The organism is Pseudomonas sp. AMR01, from assembly GCF_041946035.1.
GTDB lineage: Bacteria > Pseudomonadota > Gammaproteobacteria > Pseudomonadales > Pseudomonadaceae > Aquipseudomonas > Aquipseudomonas antarctica_B.
Window position 1 is genome coordinate 13,452 of the sequence record NZ_JAUTYR010000024.1, and the last position, 17,506, is coordinate 30,957.

Annotated in this window: 14 protein-coding genes and 1 pseudogene; 5 read left to right on the forward strand and 10 right to left on the reverse strand. The window is 58.7% G+C overall.

Annotated features, from left to right (window positions below; translation table 11 throughout):
• Positions 1 to 51 precede the first annotated feature (51 nt).
• Both rnt and pyrC read right to left on the reverse strand, forming a co-directional pair.
• Positions 52 to 723 (reverse strand): ribonuclease T, encoded by a 672-nt coding sequence (gene rnt, locus Q7C20_RS19270; RefSeq protein WP_375069524.1) that lies wholly within the window; start codon positions 721 to 723, stop codon positions 52 to 54.
• On the reverse strand, positions 720 to 1,766 hold the full coding sequence (gene pyrC, locus Q7C20_RS19275; RefSeq protein WP_375069526.1) for a dihydroorotase: 1,047 nt from the start codon (positions 1,764 to 1,766) through the stop codon (positions 720 to 722). Before pyrC ends, rnt begins: the two co-directional genes overlap by 4 nt.
• Before the next feature lie 156 nt (positions 1,767 to 1,922).
• Between pyrC and Q7C20_RS19280 the strand changes: the two genes are divergently transcribed.
• The 3 genes from Q7C20_RS19280 (at position 1,923) to Q7C20_RS19290 (ending at position 5,430) form a co-directional block, all read left to right on the forward strand.
• The gene (locus Q7C20_RS19280) at positions 1,923 to 2,831 is read left to right on the forward strand and encodes an OmpA family protein (protein WP_375069528.1); all 909 of its coding nucleotides are present in this window, start codon (positions 1,923 to 1,925) and stop codon (positions 2,829 to 2,831) included.
• 129 nt (positions 2,832 to 2,960) lie between these two features.
• On the forward strand, positions 2,961 to 4,178 hold the full coding sequence (locus Q7C20_RS19285; protein ID WP_155581260.1) for an argininosuccinate synthase: 1,218 nt from the start codon (positions 2,961 to 2,963) through the stop codon (positions 4,176 to 4,178).
• A gap of 619 nt (positions 4,179 to 4,797) precedes the next feature.
• Entirely contained in the window at positions 4,798 to 5,430 is a 633-nt protein-coding gene (locus tag Q7C20_RS19290) for a response regulator transcription factor (protein WP_016970755.1), read from the forward strand.
• 75 nt (positions 5,431 to 5,505) lie between these two features.
• Here Q7C20_RS19290 and Q7C20_RS19295 read toward each other — a convergent pair whose 3' ends face one another.
• The 4 genes and pseudogenes from Q7C20_RS19295 to metG form a co-directional block, all read right to left on the reverse strand.
• Positions 5,506 to 5,688 (reverse strand): PA3496 family putative envelope integrity protein, encoded by a 183-nt coding sequence (locus Q7C20_RS19295; protein ID WP_348060099.1) that lies wholly within the window; start codon positions 5,686 to 5,688, stop codon positions 5,506 to 5,508.
• A gap of 107 nt (positions 5,689 to 5,795) precedes the next feature.
• Positions 5,796 to 6,434 carry an endonuclease III gene (nth, locus tag Q7C20_RS19300; RefSeq protein ID WP_375069530.1) on the reverse strand — a complete coding sequence of 213 codons (639 nt, stop codon included), beginning with the start codon at positions 6,432 to 6,434 and terminating at the stop codon, positions 5,796 to 5,798.
• 628 nt (positions 6,435 to 7,062) lie between these two features.
• Positions 7,063 to 7,437, reverse strand: a pseudogene (gene rsxB, locus Q7C20_RS19305) (electron transport complex subunit RsxB); the annotation flags it as partial.
• A 291-nt stretch (positions 7,438 to 7,728) separates the two neighbouring features.
• Positions 7,729 to 9,780, reverse strand: coding sequence for a methionine--tRNA ligase (gene metG / locus Q7C20_RS19310; RefSeq protein ID WP_375069532.1), 2,052 nt, complete (start codon positions 9,778 to 9,780; stop codon positions 7,729 to 7,731).
• A 172-nt stretch (positions 9,781 to 9,952) separates the two neighbouring features.
• On the opposite strand from metG, the gene apbC reads away from it, so the two are divergent.
• Positions 9,953 to 11,047 carry an iron-sulfur cluster carrier protein ApbC gene (gene apbC / locus Q7C20_RS19315; protein WP_348060091.1) on the forward strand — a complete coding sequence of 365 codons (1,095 nt, stop codon included), beginning with the start codon at positions 9,953 to 9,955 and terminating at the stop codon, positions 11,045 to 11,047.
• Positions 11,048 to 11,753: 706 nt separating this feature from the next.
• Here the strand turns inward: apbC and fdxA are convergent.
• From fdxA to Q7C20_RS19335, 4 genes are all read right to left on the reverse strand, one after another.
• The gene (gene fdxA, locus Q7C20_RS19320; protein ID WP_003208688.1) at positions 11,754 to 12,077 is read right to left on the reverse strand and encodes a ferredoxin FdxA; all 324 of its coding nucleotides are present in this window, start codon (positions 12,075 to 12,077) and stop codon (positions 11,754 to 11,756) included.
• Between the two features lie 142 nt (positions 12,078 to 12,219).
• A complete protein-coding gene (gene mutS / locus Q7C20_RS19325; RefSeq protein ID WP_375069535.1) occupies positions 12,220 to 14,811 on the reverse strand; it encodes a DNA mismatch repair protein MutS in 2,592 nt (863 codons plus the stop codon).
• A gap of 336 nt (positions 14,812 to 15,147) precedes the next feature.
• Positions 15,148 to 15,429, reverse strand: coding sequence for a DUF3077 domain-containing protein (locus tag Q7C20_RS19330; RefSeq protein ID WP_375069536.1), 282 nt, complete (start codon positions 15,427 to 15,429; stop codon positions 15,148 to 15,150).
• A 423-nt stretch (positions 15,430 to 15,852) separates the two neighbouring features.
• Positions 15,853 to 15,990 carry a hypothetical protein gene (locus Q7C20_RS19335; protein ID WP_348060895.1) on the reverse strand — a complete coding sequence of 46 codons (138 nt, stop codon included), beginning with the start codon at positions 15,988 to 15,990 and terminating at the stop codon, positions 15,853 to 15,855.
• 208 nt (positions 15,991 to 16,198) lie between these two features.
• Here Q7C20_RS19335 and Q7C20_RS19340 point away from each other — a divergent pair, with 208 nt between their 5' ends.
• Positions 16,199 to 16,933 carry a helix-turn-helix transcriptional regulator gene (locus Q7C20_RS19340; protein WP_375069538.1) on the forward strand — a complete coding sequence of 245 codons (735 nt, stop codon included), beginning with the start codon at positions 16,199 to 16,201 and terminating at the stop codon, positions 16,931 to 16,933.
• Positions 16,934 to 17,506 lie beyond the last annotated feature (573 nt).

Here is a 17,506-nt window from a genome sequence, read left to right on the forward strand (position 1 = left end):
CGCAGGGCAAGCCTGCTCGCCACAACAAGCCCGCTCCCCACAACAAGCCTGTTAGTCGCCGAAGTCTTCCCAGCCGCCCATCTGCTTCCAGCGGTTGACGATGCCGCAGAACAGCTCGGCGGTCTTCTCGGTGTCGTAGCGAGCCGAGTGGGCCTCACGACCGTCGAAGTCGATGCCGGCCGCCTGGCAGGCTTTCGCCAGTACGGTCTGGCCATACGCCAAACCGGCAAGCGTGGCGGTGTCGAAGCTGGAGAACGGGTGAAACGGGTTGCGCTTCATGTCCAGGCGCGTCACGGCGGCGTTGAGGAAGCCCAGGTCGAAGCTGCTGTTGTGGCCGACCAGGATCGCGCGTTTGCAACCATTGGCCTTCAACGCTTTGCGCACGCCACGGAAGATGTCGGTCAGCGCTGCTTCTTCACTCACGGCCATGCGCAGCGGGTGATCGAGCTTGATGCCGGTGAATTCCAAAGCGGCTGCTTCGACGTTCGCGCCTTCAAACGGCTCGACGCGGAAGAAATGGGTGTGCTCCGGGAACACAAAACCCTGTTCGTCCATGCCGATGGTGGTCGCGGCAATTTCCAGCAACGCGTCGGTGGCGCAGTTGAAGCCACCGGTTTCTACGTCGATGACAACCGGCAGATAGCCGCGAAACCGCTCGGCCATCGGGTGGCGGGAACCGCCACCACTGTGCTCGTGTTCGTCGTCGTAATGGTCTTCACTCACTTGCTTTCCTCCAGCAGGCGCCAGCGCAGTGTTTCACCGGCGCGCAGCGGGATAACGGTCAGCTCGCCAAACGGCAGGCTGGCAGGGGCGGTCCAGTCTTCACGAACCAGGGTAATGCGGTCGGTATTCGCCGGCAGGCCATAGAAACGCGGGCCATTGAGACTGGCGAAGCCTTCGAGTTTGTCCAGCGCGTTGCGCGTCTCGAAGGCTTCAGCGTAAAGCTCGATGGCGGCATACGCGGTGTAGCAGCCGGCACAGCCACACGCGGCTTCTTTGGCGTGCTGGGCGTGAGGCGCAGAGTCGGTGCCGAGGAAAAACTTCGGGTTGCCGCTGGTCGCCGCATCCAGCAAGGCCACCTGGTGGGTGTTGCGCTTGAGGATCGGCAGGCAGTAGAAGTGCGGCCGAATCCCGCCCACCAGCATGTGGTTGCGGTTATAGAGCAGGTGATGCGCGGTGATGGTCGCGCCGACGTTGGCTGAAGCCTCGTTGACGAACTGCACGGCATCGGCCGTGGTGATGTGTTCGAACACCACCTTGAGGGTCGGGAACAAATCGACCAGACGGCGCATATGCTCATCGATGAAGATCTTTTCACGGTCGAACACATCGACATCGCCACGGGTGACTTCACCGTGGATCAACAGCGGCATGCCGACGTCAGCCATGGCTTCGATGGCCGGCAAGATCTTGTCGATGCTCGTCACGCCGGAATCGGAGTTGGTGGTCGCGCCCGCCGGGTACAGCTTGGCGGCGTGCACGAAGCCCGTCGCCTTGGCAGCGCGAATTTCTTCTGGCTGAGTGCGGTCGGTCAGGTAGAGCACCATCAACGGTTCGAAGCGGCTGCCGGCCGGGCGCACAGCGAGGATACGCTGGCGATAGGCTTCGGCTTCAGCGGCATTACGCACCGGTGGTACCAGGTTAGGCATGATGATGGCGCGGCCAAACGTGCGCGCGACATCGGCCACAGTTTGGGGTAACGCAGCACCATCGCGAAGATGAATATGCCAGTCGTCGGGACGCAGCAGGGTCAGGCGGTCGGACATTGGGGATTCCAGGCGGGTCAATCTGGTGGGAATGCTACCGGAAAAGACTCTTGCAGGCACTCGCTATCAAGTTTTGCCGCAGGTGTCCGATATCCCTGGGTATGCCTTAACCACGTATGACGCTTTGAAGTGTTGTAGAAACCAGTGGAGCCTCCCGTGCGCCAGCATTATCTAGCCCTGCTCAGTGTGTTTGCCAGCCTGCCTGCGATGGCCCTCACGTTCCAGACACGTCTGGAGAACATTGAGTGGAAGGTGGAAGGCGACCAGTTCGAGTGCCGCCTTACCCAGCCGATCACCGATTTCGGCTCGGGTGAGTTCGTGCGCCGCGCCGGCGAGCAGGCGATATTTCGCCTCAAAGCCTACAACGGCGCGCTGGGTGCGGGCTCAGCCACCTTGCTGGCCGCCGCTGCGCCCTGGCAGCCGGGCCGTGGTGATATCAACCTCGGCGCTGTGCGCGTTGGCAGTGGCGATGTGCTGTTCAACAGCTCTCAGGCCCAGGCCGGTCGGCTGTTCAGCGGTTTGCTCGAAGGCCGCAGCCCCACGGTGCGTCACTACGGGCGCGAAGGCGGCTATTCGGAAGTGCGCCTGTTGCCGGTGAAATTCAATAAGGCCTTCAACGACTATCAGCTGTGCACCACCAAGCTGTTGCCGATGAATTACGACCAAGTCAAACAGACCGAAGTCGGTTTCCCCGGCGGCGGCATCGAGCTGGACGCAGCAGCGAAGAAGAAGCTGGCGGTGATCGTCGCGTTCATGAAGGCCGACCCCACGGTCAACCATATCGAGCTCAACGGCCACTCTGACAACAGCGGCAATCGCCTGACCAACCGTGACGTGTCGCGTCGCCGCGCTCTGGCAGTCACCGACTACTTTAAAGAGAATGGCATCCCGGAATCGCAGATAACCATGCGCTTCCACGGCGAAAGCTACCCGCTGGCGCCGAACACCAATGCCGCCAACCGGGCGCGTAATCGTCGTGTGAATATTCAGCTCGAACGCGTAGCGACTCCCGAGAAACCGGCACCTCAGGCCACTGCCCCGAGCAACCCTGCGCACACCTCATAACGTGCAACTATCGGTCGCTCGCTCGACATAATCTGTCGCTTTATCTTCATTTGCTGTCGCGCCCCTGTAATTTCGCGGTTTTGGTCGGTAGAATCGACGCCTTTCCGTACAACCCCGTGGAGTGATGGCATGGCCGACGTAAACAAGGTCGTTCTCGCGTATTCCGGCGGCCTGGACACTTCGGTGATCCTCAAGTGGCTGCAGGATACTTATAACTGTGAAGTGGTGACCTTCACCGCTGACCTGGGTCAGGGCGAAGAGGTCGAACCTGCACGTGCCAAGGCGCAAGCCATGGGCGTGAAAGAGATCTACATTGACGACCTGCGCGAAGAGTTCGTCCGCGATTTCGTTTTCCCGATGTTTCGCGCCAACACCGTCTACGAAGGCGAGTACCTGCTGGGTACTTCCATCGCACGTCCGCTGATCGCCAAGCGCCTGATCGAAATCGCCAACGAAACCGGCGCTGACGCCATTTCCCACGGCGCTACCGGCAAGGGCAACGACCAGGTGCGCTTCGAATTGGGTGCCTACGCACTTAAGCCTGGCGTGAAAGTGATCGCGCCTTGGCGTGAATGGGACCTGCTCTCCCGTGAAAAGCTGATGGATTACGCTGAAAAGCACAATATCCCGATCGAGCGTCACGGCAAGAAGAAGTCCCCGTACTCGATGGACGCCAACTTGCTGCACATCTCCTATGAAGGCGGCGTGCTGGAAGACACCTGGACCGAGCACGAAGAAGACATGTGGAAATGGACCGTCTCCCCGGAGAACGCTCCAGACAAGGCCCAGTACCTGGAACTGACCTACCGCAACGGCGACATCGTCGCGCTGGACGGCGTCGAAATGACTCCGGCCACCGTGCTGGCGACCCTGAACCGTATCGGCGGCGAACACGGCATCGGCCGTCTCGATATCGTCGAAAACCGTTATGTGGGCATGAAGTCCCGTGGCTGCTACGAGACGCCAGGCGGCACTATCATGCTGCGCGCTCACCGCGCCATCGAGTCCATCACCCTGGACCGCGAAGTGGCTCACCTTAAAGACGAGCTGATGCCAAAGTACGCCAGCCTGATCTACACCGGCTACTGGTGGAGCCCTGAGCGTCTGATGCTGCAACAGATGATCGACGCTTCCCAGGTCCACGTGAACGGCGTTGTGCGCCTGAAGCTGTACAAAGGCAACGTGATCGTAACCGGTCGCAAATCCGATGAGTCGCTGTTCGATGCCAACATCGCCACCTTCGAAGAAGACGGCGGCGCCTACAACCAGGCTGACGCGGCGGGCTTCATCAAGTTGAATGCCCTGCGCATGCGCATCGCTGCCAACAAGGGTCGCAAGCTGTTCTGATCGATCCCTGCGTTGTAAAAAATGGCCCCTAGTCCAAGGGGCCATTTTTTTTGCCTGAATAAAACCTGCGGGCGTTGAATAGCGCCTGATGTTTAAGATTGCCTCTGACAATGTTTAAGTTTAGTTAAACACTAAAGTTTGCCTGTTGAAGAGTTTTGCACGGTTGTACGAATTTTTAACACCTTGCCCGGAACTATGTCTTACAGAAGTTTCACTACCTTATTACAAAGCGCCTGTAAGACGTGGAAAATTCTGTAGGAATTAAGGAAGTTGGAAATTATGTTGGATGGAACTAAAACAGTCGGAATTTTTTCATGTGTCTACTTGCTTCTCGGCGACATGCAATGGGCATTTCCTGAAAATCATGTACGTTCCGTTTACCGCGTGCCCCCTGGATGGCGGATATTTCTCTCAAAACATGTAAGCCCACGGAATGTTCTGAAAGGCTCAGTAAAGACATGTGCATCTGACTTAGTGTTTTTTTGTAGGCCAATTCCTATATCGTTGTGGGTTGGGTCTCTGCTTGCTGTTGCTTGGGGGGGAACGCTATCCCAACTATGAAACGACTAGGCTATTGTGCTTGCTCTAAATAATTCGAACAGCGAAATTGGACTTTCTCATGAATAAAGTGCTGATCGTGGATGATCATCCCGTCATTCGGCTTGCTGTGCGCATGCTAATGGAGCGTCATGGTTATGAAGTCGTTGCCGAGACTGATAACGGTGTCGATGCGTTGCAACTTGCACGGGAACATGTACCGGACATTGTCATATTGGATATCGGGATCCCCAAACTCGATGGGCTGGAAGTTATCTGCCGCCTGGCGTCCACCAAGCAACCTGCGCCCTTCAAGGTGTTGGTGCTGACGTCCCAGGCGCCCGGGCATTTTTCCATGCGCTGCATGCAGGCGGGGGCGGCCGGCTACGTGTGCAAGCAGCAGGACCTGACCGAGTTGCTGAGCGCCATCAAGGCGGTGCTCTCGGGCTACAGCTACTTTCCAAACCAGGCGCTCAATTCGGTCCGTTCCACCATGGGTAATGCCAGTGAAGCAGACATGGTCGAACGTCTGTCGGGCCGGGAGATGATGGTGTTGCAGCAACTGGCCCGTGGCAAAACCAACAAGGAGATCGCCGACGGTATGTTCCTGAGCAACAAGACCGTGAGTACCTACAAGACTCGCCTGCTGCTCAAGCTCAACGCACGCTCCCTGGTCGACCTGATCGAGCTGGCGCAGCGCAACGGCCTCGTCTAGAGGCGGGTGCCAGAGCAGGAATCACCGGCACAAAAAAGCCTCCGTCAGGGAGGCTTCCGGTCGTCAACGGGTCGATCAGAGGTCGAAGTCGTAATCGGCCAGTTGTTTTTGCAAGCGTCGCTCTTCCAGAAGGTTGTCGATAGTGCGGCGTTTGCTCAAATTGGTCTTGGCCACCTCAACAACAGGTGCATCCCCGTCGTCTTCCGACTCGGCAACGAGGTCGTCTTCCACATCCAGTTGTTCTTTGCCAGTGCTCATAAGGTTCACTCCGGGCTAAGACTGCCGTTGGCGCTCCTTATAGCGATATTCCATGGATGGGTAAAAAAGATTTTTTCAATCGATGGATCGAGAAAACCAATGAACCCTCAATCGTCGGAGGTCTTGTCCTTGTATTCGCACAGGTCCTCGATGCGGCAGCTCCCACAGCGTGGCTTGCGGGCCTGGCACACGTAGCGGCCATGCAGGATCAGCCAGTGGTGGGAATCGAGCAGGTAGGGCTTGGGCACATGTTTCATCAACTGTTTCTCTACCTCCACCACATTCTTGCCTCGCGCGATGCCGGTGCGATTGCTGACGCGAAAAATATGCGTGTCGACTGCCATGGTTAATTGCCGGAATGCGGTGTTAAGCACCACGTTCGCGGTCTTGCGACCCACGCCGGGCAGGGCTTCCAGGGCTTCGCGGCTTTGCGGCACTTCACTGCCGTGCAGCTCGATGAGCAGGCGACAGGTTTCGATCACGTTCTTGGCCTTGCTGTTGTACAGGCCGATGGTCTTGATGTATTCCGACAACCCTTCTACGCCCAGCGCATGGATGGCCTCTGGCGTATTGGCGACCGGGTAGAGTTTGGCGGTGGCCTTGTTGACGCCAACGTCTGTGGATTGAGCCGAGAGGATCACCGCAATCAGCAACTCGAACGGGTTGGTGTAGGCCAGTTCGGTTTTCGGTTCAGGATTGTCTTCGTGAAACCTGCGGAAAATTTCCAGGCGTTTTGCGGCGTTCATGGGGCATTGGGTTCCTTGCAGACGGTCGGCGGGATTGTAGCAACACACGCATCAGGTTTCAGGCGTTGCCCAAGGCATCTACTTGACGCTGGGCCTCGTCGAGGCTGTGTTGCGCCTCGGCCAGTTGTTGCGGGTCGGCGTTCACGTCCTGGGCTTTCTTTAACGCCGCGCGGCGCATTGCCAATTGGATTTTGGCGCGTTTCAGTTCAGCCGTGTGGCTGGCTGCAGGTGCCGTCGCCGGTGCGTTGTCTACGTCCAGGGCCGCCAGTGCGTGCTCCGCCGCTTCGAATTGCCGCTGCAGCACGATCAACTGCGACTGTTGCTCAAAAGTCGGTGGGTGACCAAATGCCTTCAAGGATTTGTGCAGCTGGGCGCGGCTCATAGCCACCGTAATCCTGGCTTTCTTGACGGCCGCCTCCTGCGCGGCATCGGCCTGCACGGGCACGACCGGCGTCGGGCGCTTGGCCCGAGCCAGGCGTTCGGCGAGCTTATGCGCTTCGTCGCGTTGCAGGCGTGCGTTGCGCTGCTCAAAGCGCCGCCGCGCCCGGTCTCGTTTAAGGCCACGTTCATGGCGCTGCTGATCATTGGCCGCCAATCCACCCACAAGCGGCAATACAGAGGTAGCAGGGCGCATCTCAATGCAGTCGACAGGGCAGGGCGCGACACACAGGTCGCAACCGGTGCATTCATCGATGATGACGGTGTGCATCAACTTGGCGGCGCCGACAATCGCGTCCACCGGGCAGGCCTGAATGCATTTGGTACAGCCGATGCATTCCGCTTCGCGGATATAGGCGACCTGGGCGGGGGCTTCGCCGCGTGTGGCATCCAGCTCCAGCACTGGCACACGCAGTAACTGCGCGAGGCCGGCAATGGTTTCCTGCCCACCGGGCGGGCACTTGTTGATCGCCTCGCCGAGCGCGATGCCCTCGGCGTAAGGTTTGCAACCCGGGTGCCCACACTTGCCGCATTGGGTCTGCGGCAGCAGCGCGTCGATACGTTGAATGAGGGTCATGGGGTGGTCATTGCGTATGCCGGTTAAACGAACAGGGCTTGGGTGTTGACCCGGCTTGTTAGGGTGAGCGGAAACTGTTGTGGCTTGTGGGCTTGTTGTGGCGAGCGGGCTTGCCCCGCGTTGGGCTGCGGAGCAGCCCCATTACTGTGATCGCGGTTTCTATATGTAGGACCGGGTCGCTGGTTTTAGGGCCGCTGCGCGCCCCAACGCGGGGCAAGCCCGCTCGCCACGACAAGCCCGCTCTCCATAACCAGCCCAGTCAACTCAGGCCTTACACGCTTACTTGATGCGCTGACCCGGCTTGGCGCCGCTGTCGGGGCTCAGCAGGTAGATCTCTTCACCGCCAGGACCGGCCGCCATCACCATGCCTTCGGAAATACCGAACTTCATTTTCCGTGGCTTGAGGTTGGCGATCATCATGGTCAGGCGACCATCGAGCTTGGACGGGTCCGGATACGCGCTCTTGATCCCGGAGAACACGTTGCGTCGCTCGCCGCCGAGATCCAGCGTCAGGCGCAGCAGCTTGTCGGCGCCTTCCACGGCTTCAGCCTTGACGATCAGCGCAACGCGCAGGTCCACGGCAGCGAAGGCGTCGAAATCGATTTCCGCGGAAATCGGGTCCTTGGCCAGCTCGCCATTGCCCGCAGGCGCTGCCGAACCAGTGTCAGTCTGGCTGGCGACCAGGTCTTCTTTCGATGCGTCGGTCATGGCCTGGACTTTTACCGGGTCGATACGGGTCATCAACGGCTTGAACTCGTTCAACTGATGGTTGCTGAGCAAGGTAGCGTGATCATTCCAGGTCAGCGGCGCCACATTAAGGAACGCCTCGGCATCGGCGGCCAGCAATGGCAGCACCGGCTTGAGGAAGATCACCAGTTGGCGGAACAGGTTGACGCCGGTGGCGCAGATCGCCTGGACTTCAGCTTGCTTGCCTTCCTGCTTGTTCAGCGACCACGGCGCCTTGTCGGCGATCCAGGCGTTGGCGCGGTCGGCCAGGCCCATGATCTCGCGCATGGCGCGGGCAAAGTCGCGGGCTTCATAGGCGTCAGCGATGCCCGGCGCGGCGGCCAGGAACGCGCCGGTCAGTTCCGGCGCGGCGTTTTCAGCCACCAGCACACCAGCGTTGCCCTTGTTGATAAAGCCTGCACAACGGCTGGCAATGTTGACGACTTTGCCGACCAGGTCCGAGTTGACCTTCTGTACGAAGTCTTCCAGGTTCAGGTCGAGGTCGTCCACGCCACGGCCCAGCTTGGAGGCGTAGTAGTAGCGCAGGTACTCCGGCGACAGGTGGTCCAGGTAGGTGCGCGCCTTGATAAAGGTGCCACGGGACTTGGACATTTTCTGGCCGTTGACTGTCAGGTAGCCGTGTACGGCAATGCCGGTTGGCTTGCGGTAGCCCGAACCTTCAAGCATCGCTGGCCAGAACAGCGCGTGGAAGTTGACGATGTCCTTGCCGATGAAGTGGTACAGCTCGGCAGTGGAGTCTTTGTTCCAGAACGCGTCGAAATCAAGCTCCGGCGTACGGTCACAGAGGTTTTTGAAGCTGGCCATGTAGCCGATCGGCGCATCCAGCCACACGTAGAAATACTTGCCCGGCTCGTCCGGAATTTCGAAGCCGAAATACGGCGCATCGCGGGAGATGTCCCACTGTTGCAGGCCGGCATCCAGCCACTCGGCGATCTTGTTGGCTACGGCGTCTTGCAGGGTGCCGCTGCGGGTCCAGGTTTGCAGCATTTGCTGGAAATCCGGGAGCTTGAAGAAGAAGTGTTGGGAGTCCTTGAGCACCGGCGTGGCGCCCGAGATGGCCGACTTCGGATCTTTCAGGTCAGTCGGGGCGTAAGTGGCGCCGCATTTTTCGCAGTTGTCGCCGTACTGGTCTTCGGTGCCGCATTTCGGGCAGGTGCCCTTGATGAAGCGGTCGGCCAGGAACATTTTCTTTTCCGGGTCGAAATACTGGGTAATCGAACGTGTGTCGATGTGCCCGGCGTCGCGCAGACGCTTGTAGATCTGGCTCGACAGCTCGCGGTTTTCGTCGGAGTGCGTGGAGTGGAAGTTGTCGAAATCCACCAGGAACTCGGCAAAGTCGGCGCTGTGTTCAGCCTGCACATTGGCGATCAGTTGTTCCGGGGTGATCCCTTCCTTTTCGGCACGCAACATGATGGCCGAACCGTGGGCGTCGTCCGCGCAGACATAAATGCATTGATTGCCGCGATGCTTCTGGAAGCGCACCCACATATCGGTCTGGATGTACTCAAGCATATGGCCAAGATGGATCGAACCATTGGCATAGGGCAGGGCGCTGGTAACGAGGATCTTGCGTGGCTCGGACATGGGGCTCGGCTACTTGATGAAACGGAGGTCGGCCACTATAAAGCGCCGGGAAATATATTTCACCCCGTGGCGCTGTTTCAGCATCTTCCAGACCGTCGAAAGCATGCCGTTGGGCGGCTGGAACGGTTAGGATAGCCGCCTGTTTCAGTCAGTCTTTTTTCGGGAGTAGCCCATGAGCGCCGTCAATCGCGCAGCGGTGGAAGCCGTTCTTCGCCAGTACACCGACCCCTATTTGAATCAGGACCCGGTCAGCGCCGGCTGTGTACGCGCCATCGAGGTCCAGGGCGACCAGGTGTCGGTCCAGCTGGAGTTGGGTTATGCCGCAGGCCTGTTCAAGAACGGCTGGGCGCAAATGCTGCAAATGGCCATCGAAGGCCTCGACGGTGTGCGTTCGGCCAAGGTCGACATCCAGTGTGTGATCGCCGCGCACAAGGCTCAGGCACAGATCCCGGGCCTGGCCAACGTGAAGAACGTGGTCGCCGTGGCCTCCGGCAAGGGCGGTGTGGGTAAATCCACCACGGCCGCCAACCTCGCGCTGGCGTTGGCCCGCGAAGGCGCGCGTGTGGGCATTCTCGACGCCGATATCTACGGCCCGAGCCAAGGTGTGATGTTCGGCATCGCCGAAGGCACACGGCCGAAGGTCAAGGATCAGAAATGGTTCGTGCCGATCGAGTCCCATGGCGTGGAGGTCATGTCCATGGCCTTCCTCACCGATGACAACACGCCGATGGTCTGGCGCGGGCCGATGGTCTCCGGTGCGTTGTTGCAATTGGTCACCCAGACCGCGTGGGGCGACCTCGATTACCTGGTAATCGACATGCCGCCCGGCACCGGCGATATCCAGCTGACCCTGGCGCAGAAAGTCCCGGTGGCCGGTTCGGTAATCGTGACCACGCCGCAGGATTTGGCGCTGCTCGACGCGAAAAAGGGCGTGGAGATGTTCCGCAAGGTCAACATTCCGGTGCTCGGCGTCGTGGAAAACATGGCGGTGCACATCTGCTCCAATTGCGGCCACGCCGAGCACCTGTTTGGTGAGGGCGGCGGCGAGAAGCTTGCGACCCAGTACGGCGTCGAATTGCTGGCCTCGTTGCCGCTGTCGATGCTGATTCGCGAACAGGCCGATGGTGGCAAGCCTACCGTGGTGGCCGAGCCTGACAGCCCGGTCGCGATGATTTATCAAGAGCTCGCACGCCACGTAGGCGCCCGGATTGTGCTGCAAGAAGCGGCCGCCCCGGCGATGCCGACGATTACTGTCAGCGACGACTGATCGTTCTGAAGCAAAAAAGCCTCGGCATTGCCGTAGTGCTGACCAGCGAAGGAAGCGTTGTGGCGAGCGAGCTTGCCCCGCGTTGGGCTGCGCAGCAGCCCCAAACCAGACGCCGCGTTCTTTCTGAAAGAACGCGGCGTTTTTTATGGGGCCGCTGCGCAGCCCAACGCGGGGCAAGCCCGCTCGCCACAAAAATGTGAGCGCTCGGAACTCCCTTAACTGAACAGCATTACGGCATTCCCGGGGCTTTTTCTTGTATGGGGATCGGTCAGCAGGGTGCGGTTACGCTTTTACGCAATTGCTCGTGTAAGCATTCGCTTACTTTTTCGTAAGTGAATGGTTTTTTTACCGGGTGTGTGCGGCTAAAAACAGCGAGAGACTTTTCTATCTGATTGAAAAATAACAATTATTTATACCGACTTTTACAGCGGAGCTGCTCAGAGCTGAAGTTGGATCCCGTTGAAGTTCCCTCGGAACTCTCTAACATCAGCCCTGTGTCCACGGATTGACACGGCCATCAAGGAACGATGGTTCAAGGAACGTCGCAGGAAGCGATTCATCAGGACGATGAAAAGGAATACAGGGACCAGGGAAGAAATGTGGGCGGGTCATACCGCCCCTTTTTTTCGCCTGTAGAAAAGTAAAACCCACCCTGCAGAAACGCAAAAAGGCCCGCAAGGGGCCTTTTTATTGGGCAGCAGCGCGCTTAGCGTTCGAGGTCTGCAATCTTACCCTTCTTGCCATCCCACTCCGCCGCATCCGGCATCGGGTCTTTGCGCTCAGTGATGTTCGGCCAGATTTCCGCCAGCTCGACGTTCAACTGAATAAATTCCTGCATCTCTGCCGGGACTTCGTCCTCGGAGAAAATAGCGACGGCCGGGCATTCTGGTTCACACAGGGCGCAGTCAATGCACTCATCCGGGTGGATAACCAGGAAGTTCGGGCCTTCGTAGAAGCAGTCCACCGGACACACTTCGACGCAGTCGGTGTACTTGCACTTGATGCAGTTGTCGGTAACGACGAAGGTCATTTCTAATTTTCTCCTCAGGCGGCGGCGGCGAGACCCTGTGTGGCAGGGCTCGCGAGGTTCGGGAGCGATAGTCTGCAGGCCAGGCTAAGAGCCTGCAGCATCCCAAACCGCGCAAGAGTCTACCAGCTTGCACGCGGTAGCGTTATATCCGAACCTTCAGTGCATATAACATTTCTAGCGCTTTGCGCGGCGTCATGTCGTCCAGATCAAGCTTGGCCAACTCATCCAGCACCGGATGGGGCAGGCTGGCAAACATATCGCTCTGATGCGGCGCGCTGGCTTTGCCTTTGGTTTTTGCAGGGCTGGCGACCACGGTTTCGTGAGGCAAGGCCGTGGTTTCCAGGCGGCTGAGGTGCTCGCGAGCGCGGATGATCACGTCGGTCGGTACACCGGCCAATTGCGCCACGGCCAGGCCGTAACTCTGGCTGGCTGGCCCCGGCAGCACGTGGTGCAGGAACACGATGCGCTCGTTGTGTTCGGTAGCATTCAAGTGAACGTTGGCCACCAGCGGCTCGCTTTCCGGCAGCACGGTGAGTTCGAAATAGTGAGTGGCAAACAGCGTATAGGCGCGCAACTGCGCCAGCCGCTCGGCCGCCGCCCATGCCAGCGACAGGCCGTCGAAGGTGCTGGTGCCGCGACCTACTTCGTCCATCAACACCAGGCTGCGCTCGGTGGCGTTGTGCAGAATGTTGGCGGTTTCGCTCATTTCCACCATAAAGGTCGAACGGCCGCCAGCCAGGTCATCGCTGGAACCGATCCGCGTGAAAATGCGGTCCACCAACGACAATTCACAGCTGGCCGCCGGCACGAAGCTGCCGATGTGCGCCAGCAACACGATCAACGCGGTCTGACGCATGTAAGTGGATTTACCGCCCATGTTCGGGCCGGTGATCACCAGCATGCGGGTGTCGTCATCCAGCGACAGGTCGTTGGCGACGAACGGCGTGGTCAACACCTGCTCCACCACCGGGTGGCGGCCCTGCACGATGCGCATGCACGGCTCGCTCACAAAGCGCGGGCAGTTCAAGTCTAGGTTCAGCGCGCGTTCGGCCAGGTTGCTCAACACATCCAGCTCCGCCAGGGCGCTGGCGGTGTCTTGCAGCGGCGCCAGGCGGCTGATCAAGCCTTCAAGCAAGGCTTCATAGAGCATCTTTTCCCGCGCCAGCGCGCGGCTCTTGGCCGACAGCGCCTTGTCTTCGAACTCCTTGAGCTCCGGCGTGATGAAGCGCTCGGCACCTTTAAGGGTCTGGCGGCGCTGATAATCAATCGGCGCGGATTCGGCTTGCTTGCTCGGCAACTCAATAAAATAGCCGTGCACGCGGTTGTAGCCGACCTTCAAGTTCGCCAGACCGGTGCGGGCTTTCTCGCGGGCTTCCAGATCAATCAGGAACTGCCCGGCGTTTTCGCTCAAAGATTGCAGCTCATCCAGCTCTGTGTCGTAACCGGTTTTCAGCACGCCGCCGTCACGAATGATCGCCGGCGGGTTATCAATGATGGCTTTTTCCAGCAGGGCTGCGAGGTCAGGGTAAGTGCTGGTGGTCACCGCCAGCTGTTGCAGGTGCGGCGTGTCCAGCTCGGTCATCGCGTCTTGCAACTGCGGCAGTGCGCTCAGTGCATCACGCAGGCGCGCCAGGTCACGCGGCCGCGCATTGCGCAGGCCGATCCGCGCCAGAATCCGTTCGATATCGCCGATTTCTTTCAGCTGCGGTTGGAGCTTTTCAAAACGGTAGCCATCCAGCAGGCAGGTGATAGACGTTTGACGCGCTTGCAGCACGCTCAAATCCCGCAGCGGACGGTTCAGCCAGCGTGTCAGCAAACGGCTGCCCATGGCGGTCTGGCAGCGGTCGACTACCGATTGCAGCGTGTTGTCGCGCCCGCCCGACAGGTTGGTGTCCAATTCCAGGTTGCGACGGCTCGCGCCATCCAGCACCACGGTATCGTCCAGGCGCTCATGGCGCAGGCTGCGCAAATGCGGCAGGGCAGTGCGCTGGGTTTCCTTGGCATAACCGAGCAGGCAACCGGCGGCACCGATGGCCAGGGTCAGGGTTTCGCAGCCAAAGCCTTTAAGGTCCTGCACCGAGAATTGCTGACACAGACTTTTCAGCGCCGAATCACGCTCGAAATCCCACGGCGCACGACGTTTGGTCCCACGACGCTTTTCCGCCGGCAAGTCCTTCGGCCAATCATCCGGAATCAGCAACTCCACCGGATTGATCCGCTCCAGCTCCGCCAGCAAATTCTCCCAGCCCTTGATCTCCAGCACGCTGAAATTGCCGCTGGTGATATCCAGCACCGACAGGCCGAACAAACGCTCGTCACCCAGCACGGCTGCGATCAGGTTGTCGCGACGCTCGTCCAGCAGCGCCTCATCACTCACCGTGCCCGGCGTAATAATGCGCACCACCTGACGTTCCACCGGCCCCTTGCTCGTCGCCGGGTCGCCGATCTGCTCACAAATCACAACCGACTCGCCCAGCTTCACCAGCTTGACCAGGTAGCCTTCCAGCGAATGGTAAGGAATGCCACACATCGGAATCGACTGCCCCGCCGACTGCCCGCGCGCGGTCAGGGTGATGTCCAGCAACTTGGCGGCCTTCTTCGCGTCTTCATAGAAGATCTCGTAGAAGTCGCCCATGCGATAGAACATCAACTGATCAGGGTGCTGGTTTTTCAAGCGCCAGTACTGCTGCATCATTGGGGTGTGGGAGGACAGATCTGAAGTGGCTTTACTCATTGGGTCGTAGGCAAATTCGTTGAAAGGAGTGGGGCAAAGGTGGGGCGCTTGGCCCTGCGATTTTGCGATGGCGGCAAGGTTAACATGCGAGGTCGGGGGTTCGCAGGGGGTAAACCGCCGGTGAAAATACAAAAGCGCGCGCGCCTAATGCCGGACAGTATCAAAGGAACACACCGCAACTGTGGCGAGGGAGCTTGCTCCCGCTGGACTGCGTAGCAGGCCCATTTTTTGGGGCCGCTGCGCGCCCCAGCGGGAGCAAGCTCCCTCGCCACAGATTCCCGGCTATTCTCTTAACTGACCATTACCAAGTGCCGCACTGGTTTTTCTTCCACGCCTTTACTGATTGTTGCCGGGCGAATCCAACACCTTCACCACATCATCAACCACCGCCTTCACCATCTCCTGCAAGTAATGCGACGCCCAGGCGTAACGGTCCGTTTCCTTCGTCATCGCTGCATCTTCTGCGAGCTGTTTGGCGACATGGAGGAGGTGGGAGGCGTGTTGCAAGGCTTCGTGCAGAGAGACACCGCTGTTGACGCGGAACAGAGGTTGGTCGGAGTGAAAGGAGAAGGGGGTGACGCCGAGGGTGGATAATGCAGACGGATTTATAGCGGTCATCGGTAAAACTCCCATATCAATTGAGAGCTACCACATTCGTTATCAGGCGAATTGGGTGGCAGCTGTGCGCAGGCTGATAAACCGGAGATACAGGAACCCGGCAGACCCGAAGGTCTCCCACGCACAGCCGCCATTGCACGAAATGATGGGCGAAAAAAAACGCCTGCAAATCGAGTTTTGGGGCGCTGTGTGCGCCTGCATCTTGCCGGGTTATCAGGCCCGGTCGCTGAATTGGCAGCGACTGAGCGGAGGGTAGCGTGGTGGTGGGGTGGGTGCAACTGGGGGAATGGGAATATTGCTTTGCGGTTGTCGAATAGCACACGTACTTAAGGGGGGGCGGCTTTCCTAGGTCGGCAAACACACATTCCCCCTCATTTATTTTCTTGTTCCTGAAGAAGGTGTCATGCCGTTGCACTGCTCGCGTCAATCACTGTTGCTGATATTGGCGCAGCTTTGCTTCGCGTTGCAGAAATCTCGCTGGTCAGAGTCACTGATTGAGGCGCAACTGCCTGCGAAGGTGTAACCGCTGAACATCAACAACACCACAACCACCAGTTTCATCATTTTTTCTTCCTTGGTTTGCCAGGAAGCAGCCTGGCACTGATGAGTCCAATCTCAATGACTGTGTTGCTGAGATATCAAATTGACATCGCTTTAGTCATAAGTTCCGTCGTTACATGGGAAGAATTGCAGTCATCTACGTCGATTATGCATAAAATATGCAAATTAGCATTTGCCAACTCCAAAATCCCCCGTCATCATCCCCGTTATGCAAAAACGCAACGTTTCATCCGTCCTGAGAGAACTCCTCGAGCGCGACCGGATCTCCCCCACGGAGCTTCACCGGCGTACCGGCGTGCCTCAATCCACGTTGTCCCGGATTCTCAACGGCAAGATCGTTGATCCGTCGGACAAGCACATTTCCCGCATCGCCGAGTACTTCCGCGTCAGCACCGACCACCTGCGCGGCCGCGCGGTTGTGGGCGCTTTGCGCGATGACGGGCGCGACCCGATGCACTCGGAACTCAAGGACATAAGCCTGTGGGATGACGACACGCCCGTTAATGATGACGAGGTGTCGATCCCCTTTTTGCGTGAGGTTGAATTGGCTGCTGGATCAGGAAGATTCGTCATCGAGGAAAGCGAGAAGGCCAGCCTGCGGTTCGGCAAGCGCAGCCTTCGCCACAACGGTGTGCAGTTTGACCAGGCCAAGTGTGTGACGGTGCGCGGCAACAGTATGTTGCCGGTGCTGCGTGACGGCGCGACGGTGGGGGTGAATGCGGGCAAGAGTGGCATTGGTGACATCGTCGATGGCGACTTGTATGCCATCAACCACAACGGCCAGCTGCGCGTGAAACAGCTCTACCGCCTGCCTTCCGGGATTCGCCTGCGCAGTTTCAATCGCGATGAGCACCCGGATGAGGACTACAGCTTTCAGGATATCCAGGATGAGCAGATCAGCATCCTCGGTCATGTGTTCTGGTGGGGCATGTACGCCCGTTAACCTTCTTGCGTAAGACAGCGCCCGCCAATGTGCGGGTTTTTTTTCGCCTGTAGAAAACCGCCTATCCCTCGGCCAGCAAGGCTGAAAATGCATCTGTGCATTTCCTTTGTGAAAATAAATGCATTAGTGCATTGACTGTATATGCATACATGCATATTCTTCATCTCAAGCCAGCCAAGAAGGCCTGGTGGAGGCGGCAAGGATGCCGCCAAGGAAGACAAGGAAGGCACCCAACATCGGCAAGGACGCCATCGAAGCGATGGCAGGGATGCCAGGCAATACCGGCAAGGATGCCGACGCTCTTTAGTAACACCGCTTCAAGAAAACAGGCAGCGATGAACCGGCCTTAACGGTTCAGAGGGTTGGCAACTGACCCGGGTGTGCAGCGTAAAGCACCAGAAGCAGTTATCCGGCAGACAGGGATCGTGGTCGGAAAAACATTGAGGAAAGGTCCGTACCGCGCCAGTAGCGCCGAAGGATCGAGGACATCATTACTGAAAAGCCCGGGCGACCGGGCTTTTTGGAATGCCTACCTATAAATGGATTTACCCAAAACCCGGCCCTTTGCCGGCA

Bases quoted from the DNA above. Each gene is read 5' to 3' on its own strand.
- metG (WP_375069532.1), bottom strand. From the start codon at position 9,780: ATGTCCGAGCCACGCAAGATCCTCGTTACCAGCGCCCTGCCCTATGCC.
- Q7C20_RS19285 (WP_155581260.1), top strand. From the start codon at position 2,961: ATGGCCGACGTAAACAAGGTCGTTCTCGCGTATTCCGGCGGCCTGGAC.
- Q7C20_RS19290 (WP_016970755.1), top strand. From the start codon at position 4,798: ATGAATAAAGTGCTGATCGTGGATGATCATCCCGTCATTCGGCTTGCT.
- pyrC (WP_375069526.1), bottom strand. From the start codon at position 1,766: ATGTCCGACCGCCTGACCCTGCTGCGTCCCGACGACTGGCATATTCAT.
- Q7C20_RS19295 (WP_348060099.1), bottom strand. From the start codon at position 5,688: ATGAGCACTGGCAAAGAACAACTGGATGTGGAAGACGACCTCGTTGCC.
- apbC (WP_348060091.1), top strand. From the start codon at position 9,953: ATGAGCGCCGTCAATCGCGCAGCGGTGGAAGCCGTTCTTCGCCAGTAC.
- Q7C20_RS19340 (WP_375069538.1), top strand. From the start codon at position 16,199: ATGCAAAAACGCAACGTTTCATCCGTCCTGAGAGAACTCCTCGAGCGC.
- fdxA (WP_003208688.1), bottom strand. From the start codon at position 12,077: ATGACCTTCGTCGTTACCGACAACTGCATCAAGTGCAAGTACACCGAC.
- mutS (WP_375069535.1), bottom strand. From the start codon at position 14,811: ATGAGTAAAGCCACTTCAGATCTGTCCTCCCACACCCCAATGATGCAG.
- Q7C20_RS19335 (WP_348060895.1), bottom strand. From the start codon at position 15,990: ATGAAACTGGTGGTTGTGGTGTTGTTGATGTTCAGCGGTTACACCTTC.
- Q7C20_RS19330 (WP_375069536.1), bottom strand. From the start codon at position 15,429: ATGACCGCTATAAATCCGTCTGCATTATCCACCCTCGGCGTCACCCCC.
- nth (WP_375069530.1), bottom strand. From the start codon at position 6,434: ATGAACGCCGCAAAACGCCTGGAAATTTTCCGCAGGTTTCACGAAGAC.